This is a genomic window from Endozoicomonas sp. YOMI1, from assembly GCF_024606345.1.
Taxonomy (GTDB): Bacteria; Pseudomonadota; Gammaproteobacteria; order Pseudomonadales; family Endozoicomonadaceae; genus Endozoicomonas.
This window is the reverse complement of sequence record NZ_JAHHPM010000435.1, coordinates 1-20,962: the sequence shown is the minus strand read 5'-3', so window position 1 is coordinate 20,962 and position 20,962 is coordinate 1. Positions and strand designations below refer to the sequence as shown.

18 protein-coding genes are annotated in these 20,962 nt (G+C 46.1%); 6 read left to right on the top strand and 12 right to left on the bottom strand.

The window, feature by feature from the left end; translation table 11 throughout:
- Positions 1-48 precede the first annotated feature (48 nt).
- The 6 genes from KDK15_RS15370 to KDK15_RS15345 all read right to left on the bottom strand — a co-directional run bounded on the left by KDK15_RS15370 (position 49) and on the right by KDK15_RS15345 (position 8,499).
- On the bottom strand, positions 49-549 hold the full coding sequence (locus tag KDK15_RS15370; protein ID WP_257296268.1) for a DUF934 domain-containing protein: 501 nt from the start codon (positions 547-549) through the stop codon (positions 49-51).
- Positions 533-2,188, bottom strand: coding sequence for a nitrite/sulfite reductase (locus KDK15_RS15365; protein WP_257296267.1), 1,656 nt, complete (start codon positions 2,186-2,188; stop codon positions 533-535). Before KDK15_RS15365 ends, KDK15_RS15370 begins: the two co-directional genes overlap by 17 nt.
- A gap of 317 nt (positions 2,189-2,505) precedes the next feature.
- Positions 2,506-2,709 carry a DUF2970 domain-containing protein gene (locus KDK15_RS15360; protein WP_257296266.1) on the bottom strand — a complete coding sequence of 68 codons (204 nt, stop codon included), beginning with the start codon at positions 2,707-2,709 and terminating at the stop codon, positions 2,506-2,508.
- Positions 2,710-2,783: 74 nt separating this feature from the next.
- Positions 2,784-4,349, bottom strand: a complete 1,566-nt coding sequence (locus KDK15_RS15355) for a hypothetical protein (protein WP_257296265.1) — start codon at positions 4,347-4,349, stop codon at positions 2,784-2,786.
- A gap of 457 nt (positions 4,350-4,806) precedes the next feature.
- On the bottom strand, positions 4,807-6,327 hold the full coding sequence (locus tag KDK15_RS15350) for a hypothetical protein (RefSeq protein ID WP_257296264.1): 1,521 nt from the start codon (positions 6,325-6,327) through the stop codon (positions 4,807-4,809).
- Positions 6,328-6,531: 204 nt separating this feature from the next.
- On the bottom strand, positions 6,532-8,499 hold the full coding sequence (locus KDK15_RS15345) for a cation:proton antiporter (RefSeq protein WP_257296263.1): 1,968 nt from the start codon (positions 8,497-8,499) through the stop codon (positions 6,532-6,534).
- A 149-nt stretch (positions 8,500-8,648) separates the two neighbouring features.
- Here KDK15_RS15345 and KDK15_RS15340 point away from each other — a divergent pair, with 149 nt between their 5' ends.
- Together KDK15_RS15340 and KDK15_RS15335 are read left to right on the top strand one after the other, a co-directional pair.
- Positions 8,649-8,897 (top strand): glutaredoxin family protein, encoded by a 249-nt coding sequence (locus KDK15_RS15340; protein ID WP_257296262.1) that lies wholly within the window; start codon positions 8,649-8,651, stop codon positions 8,895-8,897.
- A 126-nt stretch (positions 8,898-9,023) separates the two neighbouring features.
- Positions 9,024-9,908: a cation diffusion facilitator family transporter gene (locus KDK15_RS15335; protein WP_257296261.1), complete on the top strand. Its 885-nt coding sequence runs from the start codon at positions 9,024-9,026 to the stop codon at positions 9,906-9,908.
- Here the strand turns inward: KDK15_RS15335 and KDK15_RS15330 are convergent.
- Positions 9,865-10,695 (bottom strand): TatD family hydrolase, encoded by an 831-nt coding sequence (locus tag KDK15_RS15330; protein WP_257296260.1) that lies wholly within the window; start codon positions 10,693-10,695, stop codon positions 9,865-9,867. The two genes, KDK15_RS15335 and KDK15_RS15330, sit on opposite strands and share 44 nt — an antisense overlap.
- Before the next feature lie 143 nt (positions 10,696-10,838).
- Between KDK15_RS15330 and KDK15_RS15325 the strand changes: the two genes are divergently transcribed.
- Positions 10,839-11,633 carry an MOSC domain-containing protein gene (locus KDK15_RS15325; RefSeq protein ID WP_257296259.1) on the top strand — a complete coding sequence of 265 codons (795 nt, stop codon included), beginning with the start codon at positions 10,839-10,841 and terminating at the stop codon, positions 11,631-11,633.
- A gap of 48 nt (positions 11,634-11,681) precedes the next feature.
- Here the strand turns inward: KDK15_RS15325 and KDK15_RS15320 are convergent, their stop codons facing one another.
- From KDK15_RS15320 to xthA, 5 genes are all read right to left on the bottom strand, one after another.
- A complete protein-coding gene (locus KDK15_RS15320) occupies positions 11,682-11,837 on the bottom strand; it encodes a type II toxin-antitoxin system PemK/MazF family toxin (RefSeq protein ID WP_257296258.1) in 156 nt (51 codons plus the stop codon).
- On the bottom strand, positions 11,834-14,932 hold the full coding sequence (locus tag KDK15_RS15315; protein ID WP_257296257.1) for an efflux RND transporter permease subunit: 3,099 nt from the start codon (positions 14,930-14,932) through the stop codon (positions 11,834-11,836). The genes KDK15_RS15320 and KDK15_RS15315 overlap by 4 nt, the downstream gene beginning before the upstream one ends.
- Before the next feature lie 6 nt (positions 14,933-14,938).
- The gene (locus KDK15_RS15310) at positions 14,939-16,048 is read right to left on the bottom strand and encodes an efflux RND transporter periplasmic adaptor subunit (protein WP_257296256.1); all 1,110 of its coding nucleotides are present in this window, start codon (positions 16,046-16,048) and stop codon (positions 14,939-14,941) included.
- 275 nt (positions 16,049-16,323) lie between these two features.
- Positions 16,324-17,541, bottom strand: coding sequence for a hypothetical protein (locus KDK15_RS15305; protein WP_257296255.1), 1,218 nt, complete (start codon positions 17,539-17,541; stop codon positions 16,324-16,326).
- A gap of 117 nt (positions 17,542-17,658) precedes the next feature.
- Positions 17,659-18,477 carry an exodeoxyribonuclease III gene (xthA, locus tag KDK15_RS15300; RefSeq protein WP_257296254.1) on the bottom strand — a complete coding sequence of 273 codons (819 nt, stop codon included), beginning with the start codon at positions 18,475-18,477 and terminating at the stop codon, positions 17,659-17,661.
- 573 nt (positions 18,478-19,050) lie between these two features.
- Here xthA and KDK15_RS15295 point away from each other — a divergent pair.
- The 3 genes from KDK15_RS15295 (at position 19,051) to KDK15_RS15285 (ending at position 20,793) form a co-directional block, all read left to right on the top strand.
- Positions 19,051-19,380 (top strand): MarR family winged helix-turn-helix transcriptional regulator, encoded by a 330-nt coding sequence (locus tag KDK15_RS15295; protein WP_020583484.1) that lies wholly within the window; start codon positions 19,051-19,053, stop codon positions 19,378-19,380.
- Between the two features lie 653 nt (positions 19,381-20,033).
- A complete protein-coding gene (locus tag KDK15_RS15290; RefSeq protein WP_257296253.1) occupies positions 20,034-20,432 on the top strand; it encodes a hypothetical protein in 399 nt (132 codons plus the stop codon).
- Positions 20,433-20,466: 34 nt separating this feature from the next.
- Entirely contained in the window at positions 20,467-20,793 is a 327-nt protein-coding gene (locus KDK15_RS15285; RefSeq protein WP_257296252.1) for a hypothetical protein, read from the top strand.
- Positions 20,794-20,962 lie beyond the last annotated feature (169 nt).

The following is a 20,962-nucleotide window of genomic DNA, read 5'->3' as shown; positions in this document are numbered from 1 at the left end:
GAGAAGTAAAAAATCTCTTCCAAATAAGGAAGAGATTCCAAACTGTGGTTAGAGCTGATGCCTTAACCGATACACAGGTGGTAATTCATCGGCAGCGGTTTGATAGTCCGTACTAAATGTGGTCAAAACCGCCAGGGCATAATCCGGATTCTGATCTTCCCTTAACCTAAAGCTACTGAATCCACAGCGCTTGAGGTAATAGAGCTGGTCCACAAGAATATCGCCTATCGCTCTTATATCCCCTCGATAATCAAGCCGTTCCCGAAGCAAACGGGCCAGAGAGTAGCCACGACCATCCATAAACTTGGGAAAGTTAACGGCGATGACTTCAAACTGGTTCAGGACATTTGCCACCGTTTCAGGTTCGTCGCTGCTGTCAAACCAGATGCCAACCTGACCTTTGTGCAGGCCATTGGCTGTAATGGCATAATCAATTGACGACACAGGGAGTAGCACATTGCCTTCAGGTAATACGGGCTCTCCCGGATCCTGCTGCAGGATCTGAAAGTCATCGTTACTGATTTGCTGATCCTTAAACAGCTTTGGCATAAACCTTCTCCTTGAATGGCTGCACACCAACCCGTCGACAAGTATCAATAAAACGCTCTTCCGAAGTGCGGAGTTTGATGTAGGTCTTCAGGATTTTATCGATGACGTCGGGAACTTCATCCATTTTGAAGGATGGTCCAAGGATCTTGCCCAGAGATGCGTCATGCCCTGACGCACCACCGACCTGAACCTGGTAATACTCTTCACCTTTACGATCAACGCCGAGAATACCAATATGACCTACATGGTGATGGCCACAGGCATTCATACAGCCAGAAATGTTCAGGTCCAGTTCGCCAATGTCATGTAGAAAGTCAATATCATCAAACCGTCGCTGAATGCCTTCTGCCAAAGGAATGGAGCGAGCATTAGCCAGTGCGCAGAAGTCGCCTCCCGGGCAGCAGATCATATCGGTGAGCAGCCCACGGTTGGGTGTTGCCAGGTTCAGTGGTTTCAGTCTCAACCAGAGCTCATGGAGTCTGCTTTGGGGAACATCGGCAAAAATCAGATTCTGCTCGTGGCTCACTCTGAGTTCACCCAGGCTGAACTGGTCAGCAAGGTCTGAGATAGCTTCCAGTTGCTCAGCACTGGCATCTCCCGGAGCATCAGCAGTTGCCTTCAGAGTCAGGGTGACAGCACTATAACCCGGCTTTTTATGGGGATGGACATTTCGCCTGAACCATAGTTGAAAATCAGGTTCAGCGGATAAAGTCAGGTCAGTCAAGTTGATATTGGTCAGCTTTTCGTAGTCAGGCTCAGTAAAAAAAGATTGAACCCGGTCAATCTCCTGTTCGGGAAGCCGGGCATCTGTTTCTTTCAGGTAAGACCACTCGTCTTCGACCTTCTCCACAAAAACCTCAGGCGTTAGTGCCTTAACCAGAATTTTAATTCGGGCTTTGTATTTGTTATCCCGCCGTCCATAACGGTTATAAACTCTCAGTACTGCGTCCAGGTAACTCAGGAGATGCTCTGGTTCAAGGGATGGTTTTATAACAGAGCCCACCATGGGCGTTCTCCCAAGACCACCACCGGCAAGGATTTTAAATCGGACGTCATCATTTTCATTTAAGAAAGCATGAATGCCGATATCATGCACTTGTGTTGCTGCCCGATCCTGTTCACTGCCACAAACCGCTATCTTGAATTTTCTGGGAAGATAAGCAAACTCCGGATGGAAAGTGGACCATTGCCGGATAATTTCACACCAGGGGCGGGGATCAATAATCTCATCGTGTGCTACACCAGCAAACTGATCTGTTGTGGTATTCCGGATACAGTTGCCGCTGGTCTGAATAGCATGCATCTGAACAGAGGCCAGTTCTTCCAGAATTTCCGGTACTTCTTCCAGCCTTGGCCAGTTCAACTGAAGGTTCTGTCGGGTGGTAAAGTGGACATACCCTTTATCATAGCGTCTGGCAATGTAAGCCAGTTTACGCATCTGTGTAGTGCTCACCATTCCATAGGGAATGGCAATGCGCAGCATTGGAGCAAAGCGTTGTACATAAAGTCCATTCTGAAGACGAAGAGGCAGGAATTCATCTTCTGGCAACTCACCAGCAAGAAAACGACGAGTTTGATCCCTGAACTGCAGGACCCTCTCATCGACTATCTGCTGGTCGTAATCATCGTATTTATACATGAATTGTTCGTCTGATTAGCCACATCCAGGGAGCAGGTCAGAAACCTGGGACAATCGAAGAATACTGATTTTTACTTATAAGTAAAACTATTATTTATTAATAAAATTAGGGTAAAAAGTAATAAATCAAAGTAGGGCAATAAGTTGATGGTTGGTCAGGGTTCCGCTAATTTAAATGAGCTGGGTCGATATGCACCCTGTACACCGAATCAAGGAGAAAATAATGAAAGACAGTACAGTTGATGCCATTGCGGCTGTTGCATTGATAATGTTGGTTGTCATAACGACAGTATACTGGGTTAGTTCTCAGTGAAAGCTCATGTGTTTTGAATGACTACATGCACCACAGATATGAGTATCAAAACAAATAATAAGGTTCCTACGATACCAGCGATGATGTAGTGCGCTGGCTTACCCTGTTGGAAATCCCTTTCCAGATTAGCCCTTTTCTGAACACCGAATGCAGCAGACAGCGCACTCAAAACCACTGATTTCAGACCTGTACCTTTTTTATCAGACATTAGCCAACTCACTTAATCAACTGTCAATTTGATCATTCTATGATCTTGTTATTTCAGTTGGCAAATGAGTAAGTCTAATTGAGGATGATAACCCTGATCCGGTACTGGGTATCTCTGGCCGCAAAGTAGCCGATCCAGCTATCTTTATCAGCTTCTGTCCACGATACCAGTTGATCAGCCAGCATTTGGGTGCCTCTGGCCCCCAGGTCTTTGACATAGGGAAGCAACACATAAACCATTGCACCGAGAACCAGGCCATTGGTTGCGGAGGTCACGGCTCTTTGCAAGGCAATATTTAAACCACCAGTAGTGTAGTAATTCAGTACCCCATTCATGGCGTAATAGGTTGCTATTGGGATAATGGTTGCTGCTGCTACTGGAACTACATAGTCTTTGATGTTTTCAGGGAGAGGGATCAGTTGATATCCTGATGAAGTAATCGCCTCTGCCCGTTCACCAATAGAGGTTATCTGGTGCTGCAGGTTGGTGAACAGGTTTATATCTCCTGAATCTGAAAGGCTCAGGCGTTCATCCTGGCCTGCAGGTATCATTTCATTTAACTGGTAAAAACGATACCCGATTTCAAGTAGCCCAGCTCCTGAGGCGAGGGCGTAAGCTGACGTTGCATCCCATCCCCTGCCTTTGAAGAACTTCATATAGCCATTATGAATGGTGTATTGAATACTGGTCTTTATCGAGTTGTTAAAATCACCGGCAAGATCAGGCAAGTCATCAAATCCCAGATCTCTTCGAATTAAAGAAAGTGTATCTCCGGGAACATTGCCTATCATATTGAGGCCATACCCCACCATTAGCATGGCGATACCGTCAATGGTTTCATCATTCAGGCTATGGAGCATGGGCCATTTCCCAAAGACCTGATGCAAACGACCTTCATTGTGAAGCGTTCTCAGTGAACTGGCGACAACGGAAGACATGCAGTTAAGCATTCGATTGGTGGGTGTTGTCCTGAGGAATAGTCTGAACGTTTCAGCCTTACCCCTCTCTATGACATTTTTTTCAATTTTTCCGGAGCTTGCTTCCGCCGCTGCTGGTCTGTCCGGGTCGCCGGTCACCGGTTCACCATGATTTGACAGTAGTGTATATACGGTAAAACCTTCAACAAAATCTGCAGAACACTGGGCAAAGAGAGAATCAGTATCCGAAAACACCTGATTTTGGATCAGGCTCCTGATTGAGTGAATAACATCAACACCCAGAAGTAAATAATTCCAGCGTAAAAGGTTTTGCCAGAAAGAGTGTGGCTGCCAGGTTACCATATTCATGGCAATGATAGGGATCACTTGAGGAACAAAAGCACCCACAGCTGCTACCCTGGAAAGGTTCTCTTCTTTCTCCAGTATGACTTTTATTTTTTTACCAACCATTTCATCCGTGGTATTCAGCGTTAGATTGATGAAACGGTCACTGTTTACCCGCTGGATTTTTCCATTTTCAACAACAGGCGTTTCCTTGTCATGCCAGTACATTTCATTTGACTCTGTGTCTCCTGAACTGAAAAAAGCCTGATCATGTTCCGATCGAAGTCTTATCGGAATTTTACCGTAAACCTGTTCTTTTAATATATTGGTATCAATTTCCAGGTGAAGTGGGGTGTTGTCTTTTACTGTAATCTCCACAGTATTATTATTGTCAGGAGATAACTTCTGAATATTAACAGCAAAGGAATTAATAGAGAAAATTGAGAGACTAAAAAAAATCAGAATAATTTTACTGTTAAATAACTCAGATACAAGTGACAGCAGGGATATTAAATAATAAGTAGGCGTGCCTGACCTGGATGTTTCGAAATTTTTTCTGGATTTACAGAACAATAGATAAGCCATTGTTTACCACCTAAATAGACAGGCTATCCTTTGCCAAAGGAAAATCTAAAATAATCGTTTTTAAAGTCGTTATCTCTAATGGAGATAGATTTTTATATATTCTAAACGAATTTAATATTTTTTTATCATAATTAATTGAGATACTTTTTTTATTTTTATTTCCTTTATATTCCTCATAAATATATTTAAAAAATTATATGTATTTTGAAAAATGGCATTTAAATAAATTAATCTTTGACAGATCAGGATACTAATTTTCAGTAAATACGCTTATACGGTAACGAATCGTATCTGCCAGAAAATATTCAGACCAGCTTCCAGGCTCTGCATCCATATATTGAAGAATTGGCTTTTGTACAGTGTGTGCTGCCCAAATACCATATCTCTGAAGAACGGGGGACATCAAATGAGTAACGGCACCAAGGACCATTCCTTCATAAGTGGCATCAAATAGTTTAAAAACTGGGGATGAAACATCAGATCCGGTAGTCACTTTTAATGCCCCATAAATAACAGCAGGTATAGCTACTCCCAGCGCCAGCAGTTGGAGATCAGATAATTCTGGTAGTACCAGGGCTTTATTGATGGATACTCCTATTGCTTCGGCCCGCTTGGTCAATGAATAAACCTGATGAGTCTGCTCCCGGCCTGCCATACCCTGTTGGGCATACAGCCTCAACAGGATTTCAATAACACCAGCACCCGTGGCCATTGGCAGAGCGTAGCGCTCATTAAAATTGTGAGATTTGAGTTGGCCCTTAAAGAAACTTTCATACCCCGCTTGAAGGGTATATTGAGCGGCATTAACAATTGACCGGTCCAGGTCGGTCTGCAACCCCGGATCGTCAGTGGCATGAGAAAAACCGATGGTTTTCTTCAGTAATTTGAAGAAGTCTCCCGCTTCAAAGGCAAAGGTATTAAAACCATATCCGACCATGATTTTTGCCAGGCCATTGATCGACTCTTTGTTCAATTCTTGCAAATATTGCCACTCATCACCAATCTGATTTTTCTGAATATCAAGCAGTGTTGATGCCACCGTGTCTGATATACAGTCCATTAGTCTCTTGAAGGGGGCGCTCATAACATACGCCCGGATTGTTTGAATTTTGGTTCTGGAAGATGCCGAGGTCTCTCCATAATTTGCAGCTTCAAAAAGCAGGAACCCCTCAATAAAATCTGCTGAACATTGAGCTGACAAGGGTTTGTGTTTACCAAATGTTTGGCTTAGGACAAGGTTTCGAATCGATTTAACAATATCACTTCCCAATACTTTATAATTCCATCTCATCAGTGCCTCGTAGAAAATGATTGGCTTTGGACCGAATGTAACTTCATCCATGAAGAGAACGGGAATCATTTGAGGGAAAAATGCGGCCAGTGCTGATAGCCTGGAAAGGTCTGCCTCTTTTCTTATTCTGATTTTTATAACCTTATTTAGTTGGCTTGCTTCTGGCATGAGTGTTAAATAGATAAGTTCATCATTGTTAACTGTCTTATTACTTTCTTTTTTCAGTGCGTTAATTCGATCGTGCCATAATATCTGCTGCTCACCATTTTCAAATAGCAGGTTTTCATTTTCTAATACAATTTGTACGGGAATATTCCCCTGAAGATCTTTCTCAAGACCTTTGGTATCAATGGCAATTGTGATTTCCTGCTGCGCTGAAGCTACTACTTCTAAATCAGAATTACTGTCTGGCGATAAAAGATAAACTTCATTTTGATGAAATGAGAAAACCAGCGAAGGGTAGAGTAATAAGAAAATCAAGAAAAATAATCCGGTAAACCGGAATGATTGGAAGCAATGGAAGCAGTCATTAGACACAGTTATTCTTAGCATACCTACCATCCTGAATGGGAGGCATTCCATTGCCATTTTACTCTAAGGTTAACTATTTCAGGCTACTATCTATCGGTAGCCTGAAATAATCCGATGAATATAATTAGTGTTTGCTTAGTTTTAGGCAATAAATCAGTGAAAAAGTTTCTCAATGTGAGAAATATCGCTATTGCTTCCAGTCAAAACCACAATATCACCGGCATTCAAAATCATTCCGACTTGCGGCTGCAGTACCATATTATCTCGACGAACCTCGACAATTGAAACGTCTGTACCTTTAAAATCAAGAGACTCAATGGCTTTCTGATCTGCCGCGCATTTTTTGCCGAGGGTAACAGCGTGGCGATAGGTCTTCTTATCATTCTCCAGCAGGTAATCACTGATGCCCGGATAAAAACCGTTGAGGATTTCATATCCTTTGGTTCTGGCTTCATGGACTGTTTGACGAACATGGGCAGGGTTCATGCCCAGCATCAACAAGGCATGCTTAACAATGACCAGGCTTGACTCAAGCACCTCTGGAATAACCACGGTTGCCCCTGCTTTTTTTAATTCGTCTGATTGACTGTCATCCCGCGTGCGAACAAGAACAGGGACCTGTGGCGATTGTTGTCGAACGGCCTGCACTATTTTAAGGGCATTTTCGGGGCGATCAATACAGATCACCACCTGACTGGCCCGCTCCAGTCCAACCGCCATCAGCAGTTCTAACTTCCTGCAGTCACCAAAGAAGACCGGATCACCGGCAAGACCCGCTTCATGTACGTGAATAGGGTCATCATCAATGGCAACGTAAGCTTTGTTTTCCTGGGTCAAAAAACGGGCAATGGTCTGCCCAACACGGCCATAACCACAGATCAGGGTATGATGGTGTATATGGGCAGTTTGCTTGCGGACTTCCTCTTCTTTTACCCGATGAATGCTCTGTTCGGATTTATCGAACTTGACCAGTTTAACGATGGCATTACTGTTTCTGATCAGAAGAGGTGCAATGATCATCGATAAGATGGTAATCGCGAGCACAACGGAGGTGAGGTTGCCGCCACTCTCACCATATTGTGATGCCAGGGCAACCAGGGCGAAACAGAACTCGCCACCTTGGGCCAGTGACAGGCTGGTTCTGAGGGAGATATTTTTGCTCTCGGCAAAGGTTCTGGTCAGGGTGTAGATCACCAGAAACTTAAAGACAATCAATGCTACGGTACCCAGTAGTATCTCTTTCCAGAAAGTGACCAGCACATCCATATCCAGCATTAAGCCAACGGATACGAAAAACAGCCCTAGGAGCACATCCCGAAATGGTTTGATATCGGCTTCAACCTGGTGCTTGTAGTGGCTCTCACCCATCATCATGCCTGCAACAAAGCCTCCCAGTGCCATGGATAAATCCATTGCATGAGAGAGCCAGGCGGCCATTAGGGCAATAACCAGTGCCATAAGAACAAACAGTTCTTCAGACCTGGCCTTGGCAACCTCGTGAAAAATCAGGGGTAGAACCCACTTACCAATGGCCAGCATGATCACGACGAACACAACCCCTTCGGCAAAGGCAAACCCAAGAGAGGAGGCGATGGAGTCACTACCTCCCCCAATCAGGGCGGGAATCATAATCAGAAAGACAACGGCAGCAATATCCTGAAATAGCAGGACACCGATGGCCAGCTGCCCCTGGCGGGAGCGTATTTCGTTACTCTGGGTGAGTTCCTTGGACACAATCGCTGTAGAGGAGAGCGCCAGTGCAGATGCACAGACAAAGGATGTGAGCACTGCAAAATCAAAAGCGATCAGAACACCAAAAATTCCGACTCCTGTCAGGAGTACCTGCAACCCACCCAGGCCAAATACCTCTTTTTTCATGGCCATAATGGTTTTCATGGAGAATTCGAGGCCTAAGGTGAAGAGCAGGAAAACCACACCAATCTCGGCCAGCAGGGCAATATCAAAGTCCTGTTGTATCAGTCCGGAAGTTGTCGGTCCAAGAATGATGCCTACAAATAAATAACCCAGGCTTTCCGGCAGTTGAAATCGCTTGAAAAAGGCAATAGTGACGGCTGACAGAGCCAGAATAAGCATAAGTTGATTGAAAAATGTAAAGTCCATGGGATCGCCAGCTGAATTTATTAGTGCCCAGAGAGAGTATAAGCAAAAACAACGCGCTGTAGTTATATCTACGTAATCTTTACTAACTCTACGGTTATATTATCGCTATGATAGACACCCTTTTTAGGGGCTTTTTTAGGGAATAGTTTATGATTCAACTGACTTTATATACCACTTCCGGATGTCACCTGTGTGAACAAGCTGAACAAATGCTCAATTTTCTGCAAAAGCAGCAGGTTTGCCGATGGGTAGCCATTGAGATCAGTGAGGATGATCGTCTGGTTGATCGCTATGGTGTAAGAATTCCGGTAATCGCATCAGCAGAGGGCAGAGAACTTGGATGGCCATTTACCCCTGAGGCGTTGAATGACTGGCTGATACAACCCGTTTCAGGATAGGATAGAAAGAACGACGGTTGTTAATTGGCAGGGATCGCATGATTAACTACGCTCTGGCTCAAAAAACGAGAATCCCGTCAAAGGATGACATCGACCGGGCTTAATGACAGCAACACTGGAAAGAACGTGTCTGAAGACAAAAACCGCCTCCTCAAACTGGCAACCTACGCCTCGGTTGCAACGGCAAGTGTGTTGATCATCGCCAAACTCATTGCCTGGTTCATGACCGGCTCCATGAGCCTGCTGGCTACCTTGCTGGATTCCACGATGGATATTCTGGCCTCCCTGATCACATTATTTGCCGTCAGGATCGCCATTGCGCCAGCGGACGAAGATCATCATTTTGGCCATGGGAAGGCTGAGCAGCTTGCCGTACTGGCTCAGTCAGCCTTTATTGGTGGTTCGGCCATTGTTCTGGTGCTTAACACTCTTGACCGGATAACCGGTGAGGATGTTGTGCTGGATAATGAAAGCGCCGGTATCATGGTGATGGTCTTTTCGATCATTGCCACACTGATCCTGTTATCCATACAGCGGTATGTCATCCGAAAAACCAATTCAGCGGCTATTAAATCGGACTCACTGCATTATCAGGTGGATCTTCTGACCAATATTGCAGTGCTGGCTGCACTGATTGGCACCAGCTATGGCTATCATCAGGTAGATAATATTCTTGCCCTGCTGATTGGCGGTTATATGTTGTTCAGTGTCAGGAGTCTTGCCTGGGAATCGATCGAGCAGTTGATGGACAAGGCACTGCCTGAGCAAGAACTCCAGGAAATTGAGAGACGAGCCCTCTCGGTAGACGGTGTTCTGGGTATTCATGACGTTAAAACCCGGATGTCAGGCTCAACCCCGTTTATTCAGATGCATCTGGATCTTGAGCCTCATATGCCGCTGATCTATGCCCACGAACTGGGGGTTCAGGCCAAGCGGGCAGTGCTTGAACACCTGCCCGAAGCGGATATTATTGTCCATCTTGACCCTGAAGGTCATGATGACGAGCCGTGAGATTAAAGAATTCCAGTGATGTTGCCCTGGTTTGCCGGGCAACCTGTTCCGGGGATTGCCCGGTGTGCGTGGCGATCATTTGCACAACCTCGAATAGAAAGGCCGGCTCATTTCTCCGGTTTTTCGGCTTTTTCGCCAATGATCTTGGCAGTAGCCACGGTGAATCAGTTTCCACCATCAGTCGGTTTGCAGGAATATCCTTCATCAGCGGGTGAAGATGGGTTCCCCGTCGTTCATCACAAATCCATCCGGTAATACCAATATGACAGTCCAGGTCCAGGTACCGATACAGGGCGGTTTTATCGGCTGTGAAACAGTGCACAACCAGCTTGCCCACCTTATCCCGATAGTTTTTGATGATGTCTGCAAAGCGTTGTGAAGCATCCCGCTCATGGCAGAACAGGGGCAGGCCACTGTCAATAGCCAGCTCCAACTGACGCTCAAATACTTTCTCCTGAACGGGCCGGGGGGAAAAGTCACGGTTAAAATCCAAACCGGTTTCCCCAACGGCCACCACCTCTGGTTCACTGAATAAGGCTTTCAGCTCTTTAAAGGTCTGGGTATTGGCATCTTTGGCTTCGTGCGGATGGATACCGGCGTTACAAAAGCAGTGTTCAGAATATTTTCTGGCCAGCCCCAGCACCCTCTGTGACTCTGTCAAAGAAGTACCGGTGAGGATCATGGTAGTAACACCGTGCTCAATCGCACGACTGACAACTCCATCACGATCCTTGTCAAAAGCCTTATCACTGAGGTTAACGCCTATATCAACCAGCTGCAGTGTCATTGAGAATCCTGTTATAACCCGTATATTTGCCGGATATTTTGCTGCTCCTTCTTCTCATAAACAAGGTTCTCATCAACAGGCAATAGCCGTATCCTTAGGCGCTAATTTTATTCAGGCTAAAAAATTTACAGGAGCAATAGCGGATGCAAGTCACCCGGCTGGCGATCTATCCAATCAAATCAACCAGGGGAATACCCCTTGATAGCGCCCATGTAACCCGAAGAGGTTTTGAGCATGATCGTCGCTGGCTGTTGACGGATGAACATGGCAAGTTTATTACTCAGCGGCAATATCCAGCGCTGGCAACCGTGGTCACATCCATTGTTGATGGCGGGTTATTGATTACCCGGCCAGCGGCTGAGAACCTCTACGTAGCAATACCGGAAGAGGGGGCTTACTCTTTCACGGTAACGGTTTGGAAAGACGATTGTCAGGCACTTGATGCCGGGGATGATGCTGCCCAGTGGTTCAGTGAGTTCCTGACTATGAAATGCAGGCTGTTTTATCAGCCAGAACGGTCAATAAGACCAACCGATGCCAGATACTCCCAGCCAGAGGATCACACAAGTTTTGCCGATGGTTTCCCTTTTCTGCTCACCAATGAAGCGTCTTTAGCTGATTTGAATCAACGCCTGACTGATGCAGTGCCAATGTCCCGCTTCCGGCCTAATATTGTCATCAGAGGTCAACAGCCCTATGAAGAAGACGCTTGGTCAGTGATCAGGATAGGAGAGATCACATTTCGGGTAGCCAAACCCTGTTCACGGTGCGTGATGACCACCGTCAACCCTGAAACCGGACAGAAAGAGGGGAGGGAACCGCTGTTTACGCTGGCGCAATATCGTCGAACGGAAATGGGGGTTATCTTTGGCCAGAACCTTATTCCGGATCAGGAAGGCATTATCCAGATAGGCGATAAGGTCACGATTTTGGAATAATGAGTGATTCAGGTAATAGCAGATGCTATTGCCTGATGTAGTTTTTCGTCAGGCCACAATAGCTCTGACCTTTGCCAGAGCCTCATTGATGACCGATTTTGAAGCCCTTTCCACCTTTTTTACGTGCCTGGCCTGGTAATCTACCGTCCGAACCTGCAGGCACACTACAACCCCGGAAACCTGGTGTTCCTTTTTGAAGATCATTTCTGAGCCATCTTTCTATCTTGCCTCCGGCCTGCGATCACCAGAAGGCAGGGCGTCAGGACCAGTGTCAGCAGAGTGGCAAAGGCCAATCCTCCGGCAATGGAGGTTGATAACTGATTCCACCACTGGGCAGTGGGACCACCAATTTCAAGTCGATGGTTGAACAGATCAATATTGGTGGAGAGCACCATTGGCATCAGACCCAGGATAGTGGTAACGGTGGTCAACATCACCGGTCGCAGACGCTGGGCACCGGTTCGAAGAATCGCTTCTTCGGCCTTCATGCCCTGTTGGCGCAACACATTGTAGGTATCAATCAACACGATATTATTGTTCACCACGATGCCCGCCAGGGAAATGACCCCGATACCGCACATCACAATGCCAAAGGGTTTTCCAGCCAGAAGCAAGCCAAATAATACGCCACCGGTGGACAGTACCACCGCTGACATAATCAGGAATGCCTGGTAGAAGCTGTTGAACTGAGTCACTAAAATCATGGCCATCACGAACAGGGCAACCGCAAATGCCTTGATCAGGAACTGACTGCTTTCCTGCTGGTCTTCATTCTGCCCTTTGATGGTAAAGCTGACTTCCTGTGGTGCATCCAATGCATCAAGCTGCGCCTGCAACTCGGGCAGCAGGTCATTCAACAGAACGCCTTCGGCCAGGTTGGCACTGACAGTGACGGTTCGTTTACCATCCAGGTGCTTGATACTGTCAACCTTGGGGGCAATCTCCCGGGTAGTGAAGTTGTTGATGGGGACCAGACCCGCCGGGGTCATTAACCGGAGCTGATCAATGCTCTCGAGGTGGCGGTCTGACTCAGGAAAACGAATACGAATGTCCACTTCATCACTGCTGTCATCCGGACGGTAACCGCCCACCGTTAAACCAGAAGTCACCAGCCGTACCAGACCGCCGGCACTGCTGACATCAGCACCATAACGGGCAGCTCCGGCGCGGTCTACATCGATGCGCCACTCATAGCCGGAAGTAGGGCCGTCGTCGCCCAGATTGGTAAAACCATCAATACCCGCCAGAACCGTTCTGACGTTGCCCACTGTCTCATGGAGGACATCAAGGTCATTGGCACTGATCACCAACTCCAGGGGTTTACCCTGGGGAGGGCCATCTTTTCTTCGTTCAACGGTGATATCAAGACCGGCGAAATGGGCAAGTTTCTGATTAATCTCTTCTGCCACCAGGGCTGCTTTTCGGCGATATTTCCAGTCCACCATATTCAGGCGGATGGTCCCCACTTCCTGGTTATCACCGGTTCGTGCATACAGTGTTTTTAATTCTGGCTGTTGCAGCAGAATCGCTTCTACACTTCGCAGGATCTCATCCTTTTCATCAATGGACAGGTTGCTGGAGTTCACACGAACTTTGATCATGATGTTATTAGTGTCGACATCAGGAAAGAACTCAATGCCTTTGCCAAAGCTGATAAACGCAAAGTAAATGGCTACCACCATCGTCATGCCAGAGAACAGTATTTTTAAAGGGTGTTGGATCGCTTTTGACAGCGTGCGTATATATACCCCGGCCCAACCGGGAACATTGTGTAAATCTCCGGTTTCCGCTTCGGTAATGGATCGTTTTTCCAGTTCACTGAGCTTTCTGGGCTTGCCAATCAGGGAACCGATGGTTGGGATAAAAATCAGCGCCATCACCAGGGATGCAGAGAGGGTAGCAATCAGGGTTAATGGCAGGTACTTCATCATCTCACCCATAATGCCCGGCCAGAACATCAGCGGGAAAAAGGCCGCCAGAGTGGTTGCTGTGGACGCGATGATTGGCCATGCCATACGTAACGAGGCCTCCTGATACGCCTGCCTGCGGGTAACGCCCTCACTCATTTTCCGATCGGCATATTCGGTGACCACAATGGCACCATCAACCAGCATTCCGACGGCGATCATAAGAGAGACCAGGACCACCATATTAATGGTTAAGCCCATCATGGCGATGATCAGAATACCGGTCAGAAAAGAGCCGGGAATGGCGATGGCTGCCAACACCGCGCTGCGCAAGCCCAGCGCCCCGACAATGACCGTAACTACCAGAATGATGGCCGCCAGAACACTGTTCTGCAGGTCGTTGACCATATCCACCACATCCACCGACTGATCACCCACATAGTCAACCTTCAGGGTTTTCGGTGCCAGTTTCTGGCCTTCAGCAATAATGGCTTTGGCCAGCTCCACGGTTTCAATGATGTTTTCCCCGGGGCGCTTCTTGATTTCCAGGGCGATACTGTTGTTTGCATTCATTCTGGCGTAACCGCCACCATCCTTAAACGTACTGAGAACGCTGGCAATATCACCGAAGGTAATGACCCGATCGCCGTCAGCTTTGACGGGTTGAGAGAGGATATCAGCCACTGTTTTGTAGATGGCGGGGACCTTAATCGAGAATCGTCCCTTACCATTGTCCAGGTTGCCAGCAGCAACCAGTTGGTTATTGCGGGAGACCAGATTGATCACATCCGCAGGAACCAGCCCGTAACTTTCCAGTTTGAGTGGATCAATAATAACGTCAACCACTTCCTCCCGGTCGCCGGCGATATCCACCTCCAGAATCTGCTTTCTGGATTCAAGCACATCCTTAAGCTCCCGGGCTATTCTCACCAGGGCACGTTCGGGTAAGTTGCCAGAAAGCACCGCGGTAATCACCGGTTGCATACTGGCAAAGGAAATCTGGTTGATAATGGGCTCATCGGTATTCTGTGGTAGCTTACTTTTGGCAAGGTTAACCTTATCCCTGACATCTGCGAGGATCTCATCCGTATCCAGTCCGGCGATAAACTCCAGAGTAATGGAGGCATGAGACTGGGATGCGGTTGCCTTGAGTTCCTTAACACCTTCTATAGCCCTGAGTTCATTCTCCAGGGGAAGTACCAGCAGCCGTTCGGCATCTTCCGGCGATATGCCTTCGTGTGATACAGAGATATAAATGACCGGAATCGTGATATCAGGGTTCGACTCTCTGGGAATAGTAAGATAGCTGGCCAGGCCGGTCACCAGGATTAAAGCCAGCATCATCATGACCGTACGGGTTCGCCTTAGCGATGCAGCAATCAGACTTCGCATTGGCCATTACTCCCCGACAACCAGAGAAACATCAGGATTGATGACATCAACCTGATCACCGGATCGAACGAAGCCCTGGCCACGGGTAATGACTCTGGCCTGTTCGGGAATTCCTGAGACCCAGAGGCGGTCACTTTCAGACTTGACGACATCTACGGGGGTGAACTCGACCCGATTCCCCGTTGTCACCCATTTAATCCCCGGTTCGCCATCTTCACTCAAAGCAAGCCATGCGGGACTTATTTCCAGTGCCATTACGGCTTCCATCAACAGGTCGGCTTCAACGCTGAGGCCTGCAGGAATTTTCATATCAGGATTCGGGATGGTTAACTCGACAGAAAATGTCCGGGTTGATGCATCAGCCTGTCGATCAATAAACCGAATAGTGGCTTCGCTGGTTGTTCCACCGAGAAATCGGACAGCCGCTTTCTGGCCGGAGGTAAAGTAATTAATGTGATTCTGGGGAACATCGACATGGATCACCAGAGGATCAAGGTCGAGAATTTCAGCCACCGGCTTTCCTTTATCAATAAAGTCACCAACTTCCACGTGGCGCTTGTTAAGAATGCCGGAAACGGGGGCCTTAATCAGGGTATTTTCCCATTGGGTCTGGAGCTGCTCTTTTTGCGACAGAGCCTCAGCCAGGGAAGCCTCAAGCTGAGTAATCTGATTATCGGCAATGTGTTTTTTCTTTTGTAGCATAAGGGCTGACTGGTAATCCTGCTCAGCTTGTCTTACACGAGCTATAGCAGACTTCAATTGAGCCTTCAGACTGCCTTCACGTAGCCGGATAATTTCGTCGCCCGCCGCCATCAGCTGACCACGTTCAGCACTGATATTAATAACCCGGGCTGCCAGTTCCGCACTGACTGTGACAGTCCGGTCAGTTTCCGTTGTGCCATAGAGTGTGAGTGTACGTTTTACCGGCACTTGCTCAAAGTGAGAGGCCTGGACAATGGGAATAACCGTATTTTCCTGGCTATCCCGGGAAGGGGGGGGGACTTTTTCAGTATCGTTGATATTAACGACATCAGCAGTCAGCAGGTAGATACCAATGCCAACCGCTATAACACTGGCGGCTAACCATGAGCCGTTCACATTGACTAACTTTTGCACTCTTGTATTACCCCAGTATCACATTCTTATTCTGAGTTGGCAGACATTTGCCCTTAAGTGTGTTGGTTTTTTAGCGTCGACGCGGCGAGTTTCTGAAGCATTTATAAAAAGTACAACGCCGGACGCGTATTAGTATCCATAAGATCTGGAATTCTCGCAATATCCCATTAGAAATACGACCAGTTTCTGATAATACAACGGGACGATGATAGGCGAGGGAGACTCTGACCACCTTTCTACCTATAGTAATCAGAGTTCTGAGTAAATATAATGAATTAGTTCAGAATTTTATTATCAGTAGTGGATTGACCACGGGAGTATATTACCGGACGAAGAACATCTGACATTGGGTATTCATAATAATGATGCGGCACATGGTGATAGCCAAAGCTGGCAAAGGTTAAAACCGTTTGAATCCCATGAGCAAGAGAAGGCTCGGCAATCATTTCCACAACCGTATGGGCTAAATGCATGTGACCAAAGAGGCCTTCCCATGCACCATGATTGTGATCATGGTAGTGCTTCTGACCACCACTGATAAATTCACTGACACCGTGGCTATGATCAATAATCTCGGCAATATGAAAACCGGAACTGATTAGACTGGTCAGGGTGTTATAGGCAGTAGGTCCAATGCCAACAGAGCCGGCAAGATTTTTCAAAAAGACAAAATGCGAATGGTGATGACCATGGCTTGTTATGCCCAGCAATGACCCACTGTATTTGATAAAGTCCATGCCATGCAACACCAGGCCAACCAAGTCACCATAGCCGATAATGGTTTTGAAAATTGGATCTCTGTACAGTTTCCAGCGATCAAGTACGTAGATTAATTCTGGAATATTTTTCTGGTTGAATATAAGAACCATCGAGTAACTTTCACCAATATCCAGCACCACAAAATCGCCATGGATTGAGCTTGCCAATTTCTCTGAATCTTTAAAAGAAAGGTTGTGCACTTCTGGCTTAAATAAATGCAGGGTCTGGGAATTCCTGGTTGTACCCGTCAGGTAGTCCGCAGCCTCAGTAATGTTGTCTAATTCTTTTTTGGCATGATGGATTAAGGACGGGTGTAGATGCGTAATCACAGCCCTGGTGGTTGGATTATCTTTATCACCAAGCGACAGTTCATCAAAATCAATACTTAATGGAATTTTGGTTGCCCTGTTGTCTTTTTGTACGGTTATTGAACCCAGCTCGGATAAGTTATTTACATCTCTTTGAAAGTGCCCATGAAACTTTATTTCCGCTAAAGAGGGTGGGGTGACACCGTAGGGAAAATTTCCACCCTGCTCAAATTCCAAGAGGGATTCACAAGCATCATTTTGGTCAGAGCACTGAACACGAATTTGACCTTTTAATGTTCCCTCATTTAGGTAATATAATGATATTTCATGCTTTTTTATAACATCATCCAGTCCCGCCAGACAATACCCGGGAAGAGAAGCAAAGAGAATGATAAAAAGCATTCTGCTTTTTTGAAAAGCGGTCATATTTATATCCCAATCATTTGTTATTGAATGGGCTTAGAATAGACTGGCTTTTCAAAGATGCAAATACGAATGATTCTCATATGATAAATAAATTATCAATATCCTACAAAAATGAATTTATATTAATTCAGAAAATTCAGCGATGACGGGTGCATGATCAGAGGGTTTTTCCATGGCTCTGATTTTATAATCCATAAAAATGGATCGGCATGTCGGCATTAAAGAATTCGTTGCAAGAATAGAATCTATTCTCAAGCCACGCTTTGGCTCACTCTCAAACCCACGGCTACGGTAATCAAACCAGCTGAAGAGGTTGTCTTCATTAGGATATAGCTCCCTAAAACAATCAGTTAGCCCCCACTCAAGAAGTCGGTCAAACCATTCCCGTTCTTCTGGCAAAAAGCTGCATTTACCGGTTCTGAGCCATCGTCTGGCATTAGCAGGACCAATGCCAATATCCAAGTCTGTATGAGAGATATTAAAGTCACCAATCACTAAAATATTGGAGGAGGGGGAGCATGAGTTTTGCAGATAACTCTGTAAATCATTGTAAAACTTTGTTTTATCTGCAAATTTGGTCTCGTGGCTGCGATTCTCCCCTTGGGGAAAATACCCATTAATCACCCTCAACATTTGCCCGTTCAGTTCATAGTCGCCAATAATTACCCGACGCTGGGCGTCAGGAAGGTCCGTCGGGAATCCTTTTTGGACATTCAATGCCTGTGTCTTACTGAGTAATGCCACGCCATAATGGGTTTTCTGGCCATGATACAAGACGTTGTAGCCCATGTCCTCAATGGCTTTAACCGGGAAGTGCTCATCAGATACTTTGATTTCCTGAAGGCCTATTAAATCAGGATTATGGTCATCAGTCACCCGGGACAGTTGATGTAAGCGCGCTCTCACACCATTCACATTAAAGCTGACTATTTTCATCGTTTTATCATGACCTTAGGGCAGGTTGAGGGTTGTCTTGGTTTCGCCATGGATAGGATATAATAAATATCATTAATTTAACATAATATATATTATGCGAATATTAATATCATCGATACAACTACTCTCTCTCAGAAAAAAAACACTTGTCATGAGCTTTATTCACGACAATATATGCGTAATATATTTTTTTAGAGAATTTTTTCCAAAAATCGTTGTCTAACACTTTACCAATATTAAGGAAACTCTGCTAATTAGACGTCACAGTGCTCTATCCGCCTTCAGTCGTAATTATAGGCGTGATAAGTGGCTGTCTGGATGCTCCATGACTGAAAGGATCTCCCTTTGAGTTGTTGTTTCCTAACGTAACAGTTTTGTTACTCATTGCCGAAATGTTTAACGACTGTGAATGGAAACTTGCTATAACAGTAGAAAACTGTCTAATATTTATTCTGGTATAGCAGTCGCCGTAACAGTTGTACAGACTAGGCTTTAAGCCTAATAGCATGGAAAGTAAACGACGCTACTAGTCCACAACAAACCTCATAACTAACTAGAGAAAGGTAACTGCCAATGACTTTAAAAGGTCTTATCAAACTAACCCAGTTAATGCAGGAACAACCGCTGACGGTTATCCAATGGCAAATTCTCCTCGTGGTGGCAGAAAACCCCGGAGAAACCATCACAGATCTTGTAAATGCTGAAAAGCTCACCTGTGGCACCCCGAGTGATATCGCGGTCAGTGTTAAACGTCTGGGTGAAGGACGGCACGACAGGCCTGGCCTGGGGCTGATCAAAAAGGTTCAGCATGAAGATGATGGCCGCTATTTCAAGCTGACGTTGACAGCGAAAGGCAAAAAACTGGTGGAAAAAATCAAGCAGAAAGCTCGATATCTGAAATGAGCAAGCCAGTAACACCAGGGCTCTGCACGGTTGTGAGAGAATTTTAGACGTTACTCTCCAGAGCCCTATCTCCCCCCATTATTTATTGCTAACCTCGCTGTATTCATCTTCTTACTCAATTTCCATGGTAGGCAGTGCATTCAGTGACCGATTCCTGTTTGATCGATTAATCAGTAATTAAACCAATAATTCTGTATGATAAGGGTGTGCAGTGAAAATAAAACAGATTTTTTTGAATACAAATTCTCCACTTCATTTCAAAGATCAAGATCTATCGTCTATAACATTTTGGTTAATTATTTATGTGAAAGAAAATAGTTAACAGCCAATCAAGTGTGCGTTAATCAAAAATCTTTAATTTTCAGGAAAGTTCAAATGGCACTACCTAGCACTCCGAATGTTATATCTCTATCGAAATTAACACCTGATACTTGTCCGGCAAACAAGGAAGAAGCAAAGGCTAGTATAATGGCTTAATTATCACACCACTCACTCAAGATTTGCACACCGAGATATTTCAAAACCTGGATAACAAGAAGTTCTTAAAGAAACTTTGTAGAACCGATATACAATTTCGAAGCGATATACAAAAAATCGGCGTAGTAAATAAAATAAAATTCTTACAAACACAAGCCCTGAGAGATGCCCTGAGAATGGACAGTGATTTCGGAAACAACTATGCCAGTGCTTTAATGACGAAGGGAGCCACACTGCCCGAGGAAGAGAAGGTACAATTCCTGCGGGAAGCCCTGAGAGCCAACATCGCTGCCGGTAACAACCACGCCTCCGCCTTGAGGGAAAAAATGGGAGCCACACTGCCTGAGGAAGAGAAGGCTCAATTCCTGCGGGAAGCCCTGAGAACCAACAGCGCTGCCGGTAACAACCACGCCTTCGCCTTAAGGGAAATGGGAGCTAAACTGTCCATGGAAGAGCTGGCTGAAGCCTTGGAGGAAGCCAAGGGAATGAATAGCTATCCTGGCTGCAACCATGTCTCTGCCATAAAGACGATGATGCTGGCACAAGCCCCTGAGGAATGTCCTGTGCAAATTTAGTAAAGATGGTCTCGACATTGTCCATAACTTAGCGATGGAAGCGAAACTGTCTTCGGATGAGCTGACACAATTTCTGAGGGAAGCCCTGAGAATGAACAGTGCTGCCGGTAACAGGATTGTCGCCACCTTATTTAAGATGGGTGCAACACTGCCCGAGGAAGAACAACAACAATTCCTGAGGGATTCCCTGAGACTGGGCAGTGCTGCAGGTCACAACCATGCCGTCGCCTTAGGGATCATGGGAGCCACACTGCCCCGGGAAGAGCTGGAGCAATTGCTTAGGGAAGCCCGTGCAAAAAATCGACGTGTTACCGCTTCTATCTTGGAGGGCATGATAGCCAAAGTCCAGGAGCCTGCGTAACTTAACCCGGAATTTCATAAACATACTCCCGTTCTCGCTTGCTCTTTGACGCTCTAAGGGATTCTTGCTCAGTCGACGGTACTTACCGTTACGGAACTCCTTCACAAAATCCCATAGAGCGACAAAGTCCTCGGCTTTGGCATCCTGCGTCGCCCTACCTCCCACATCC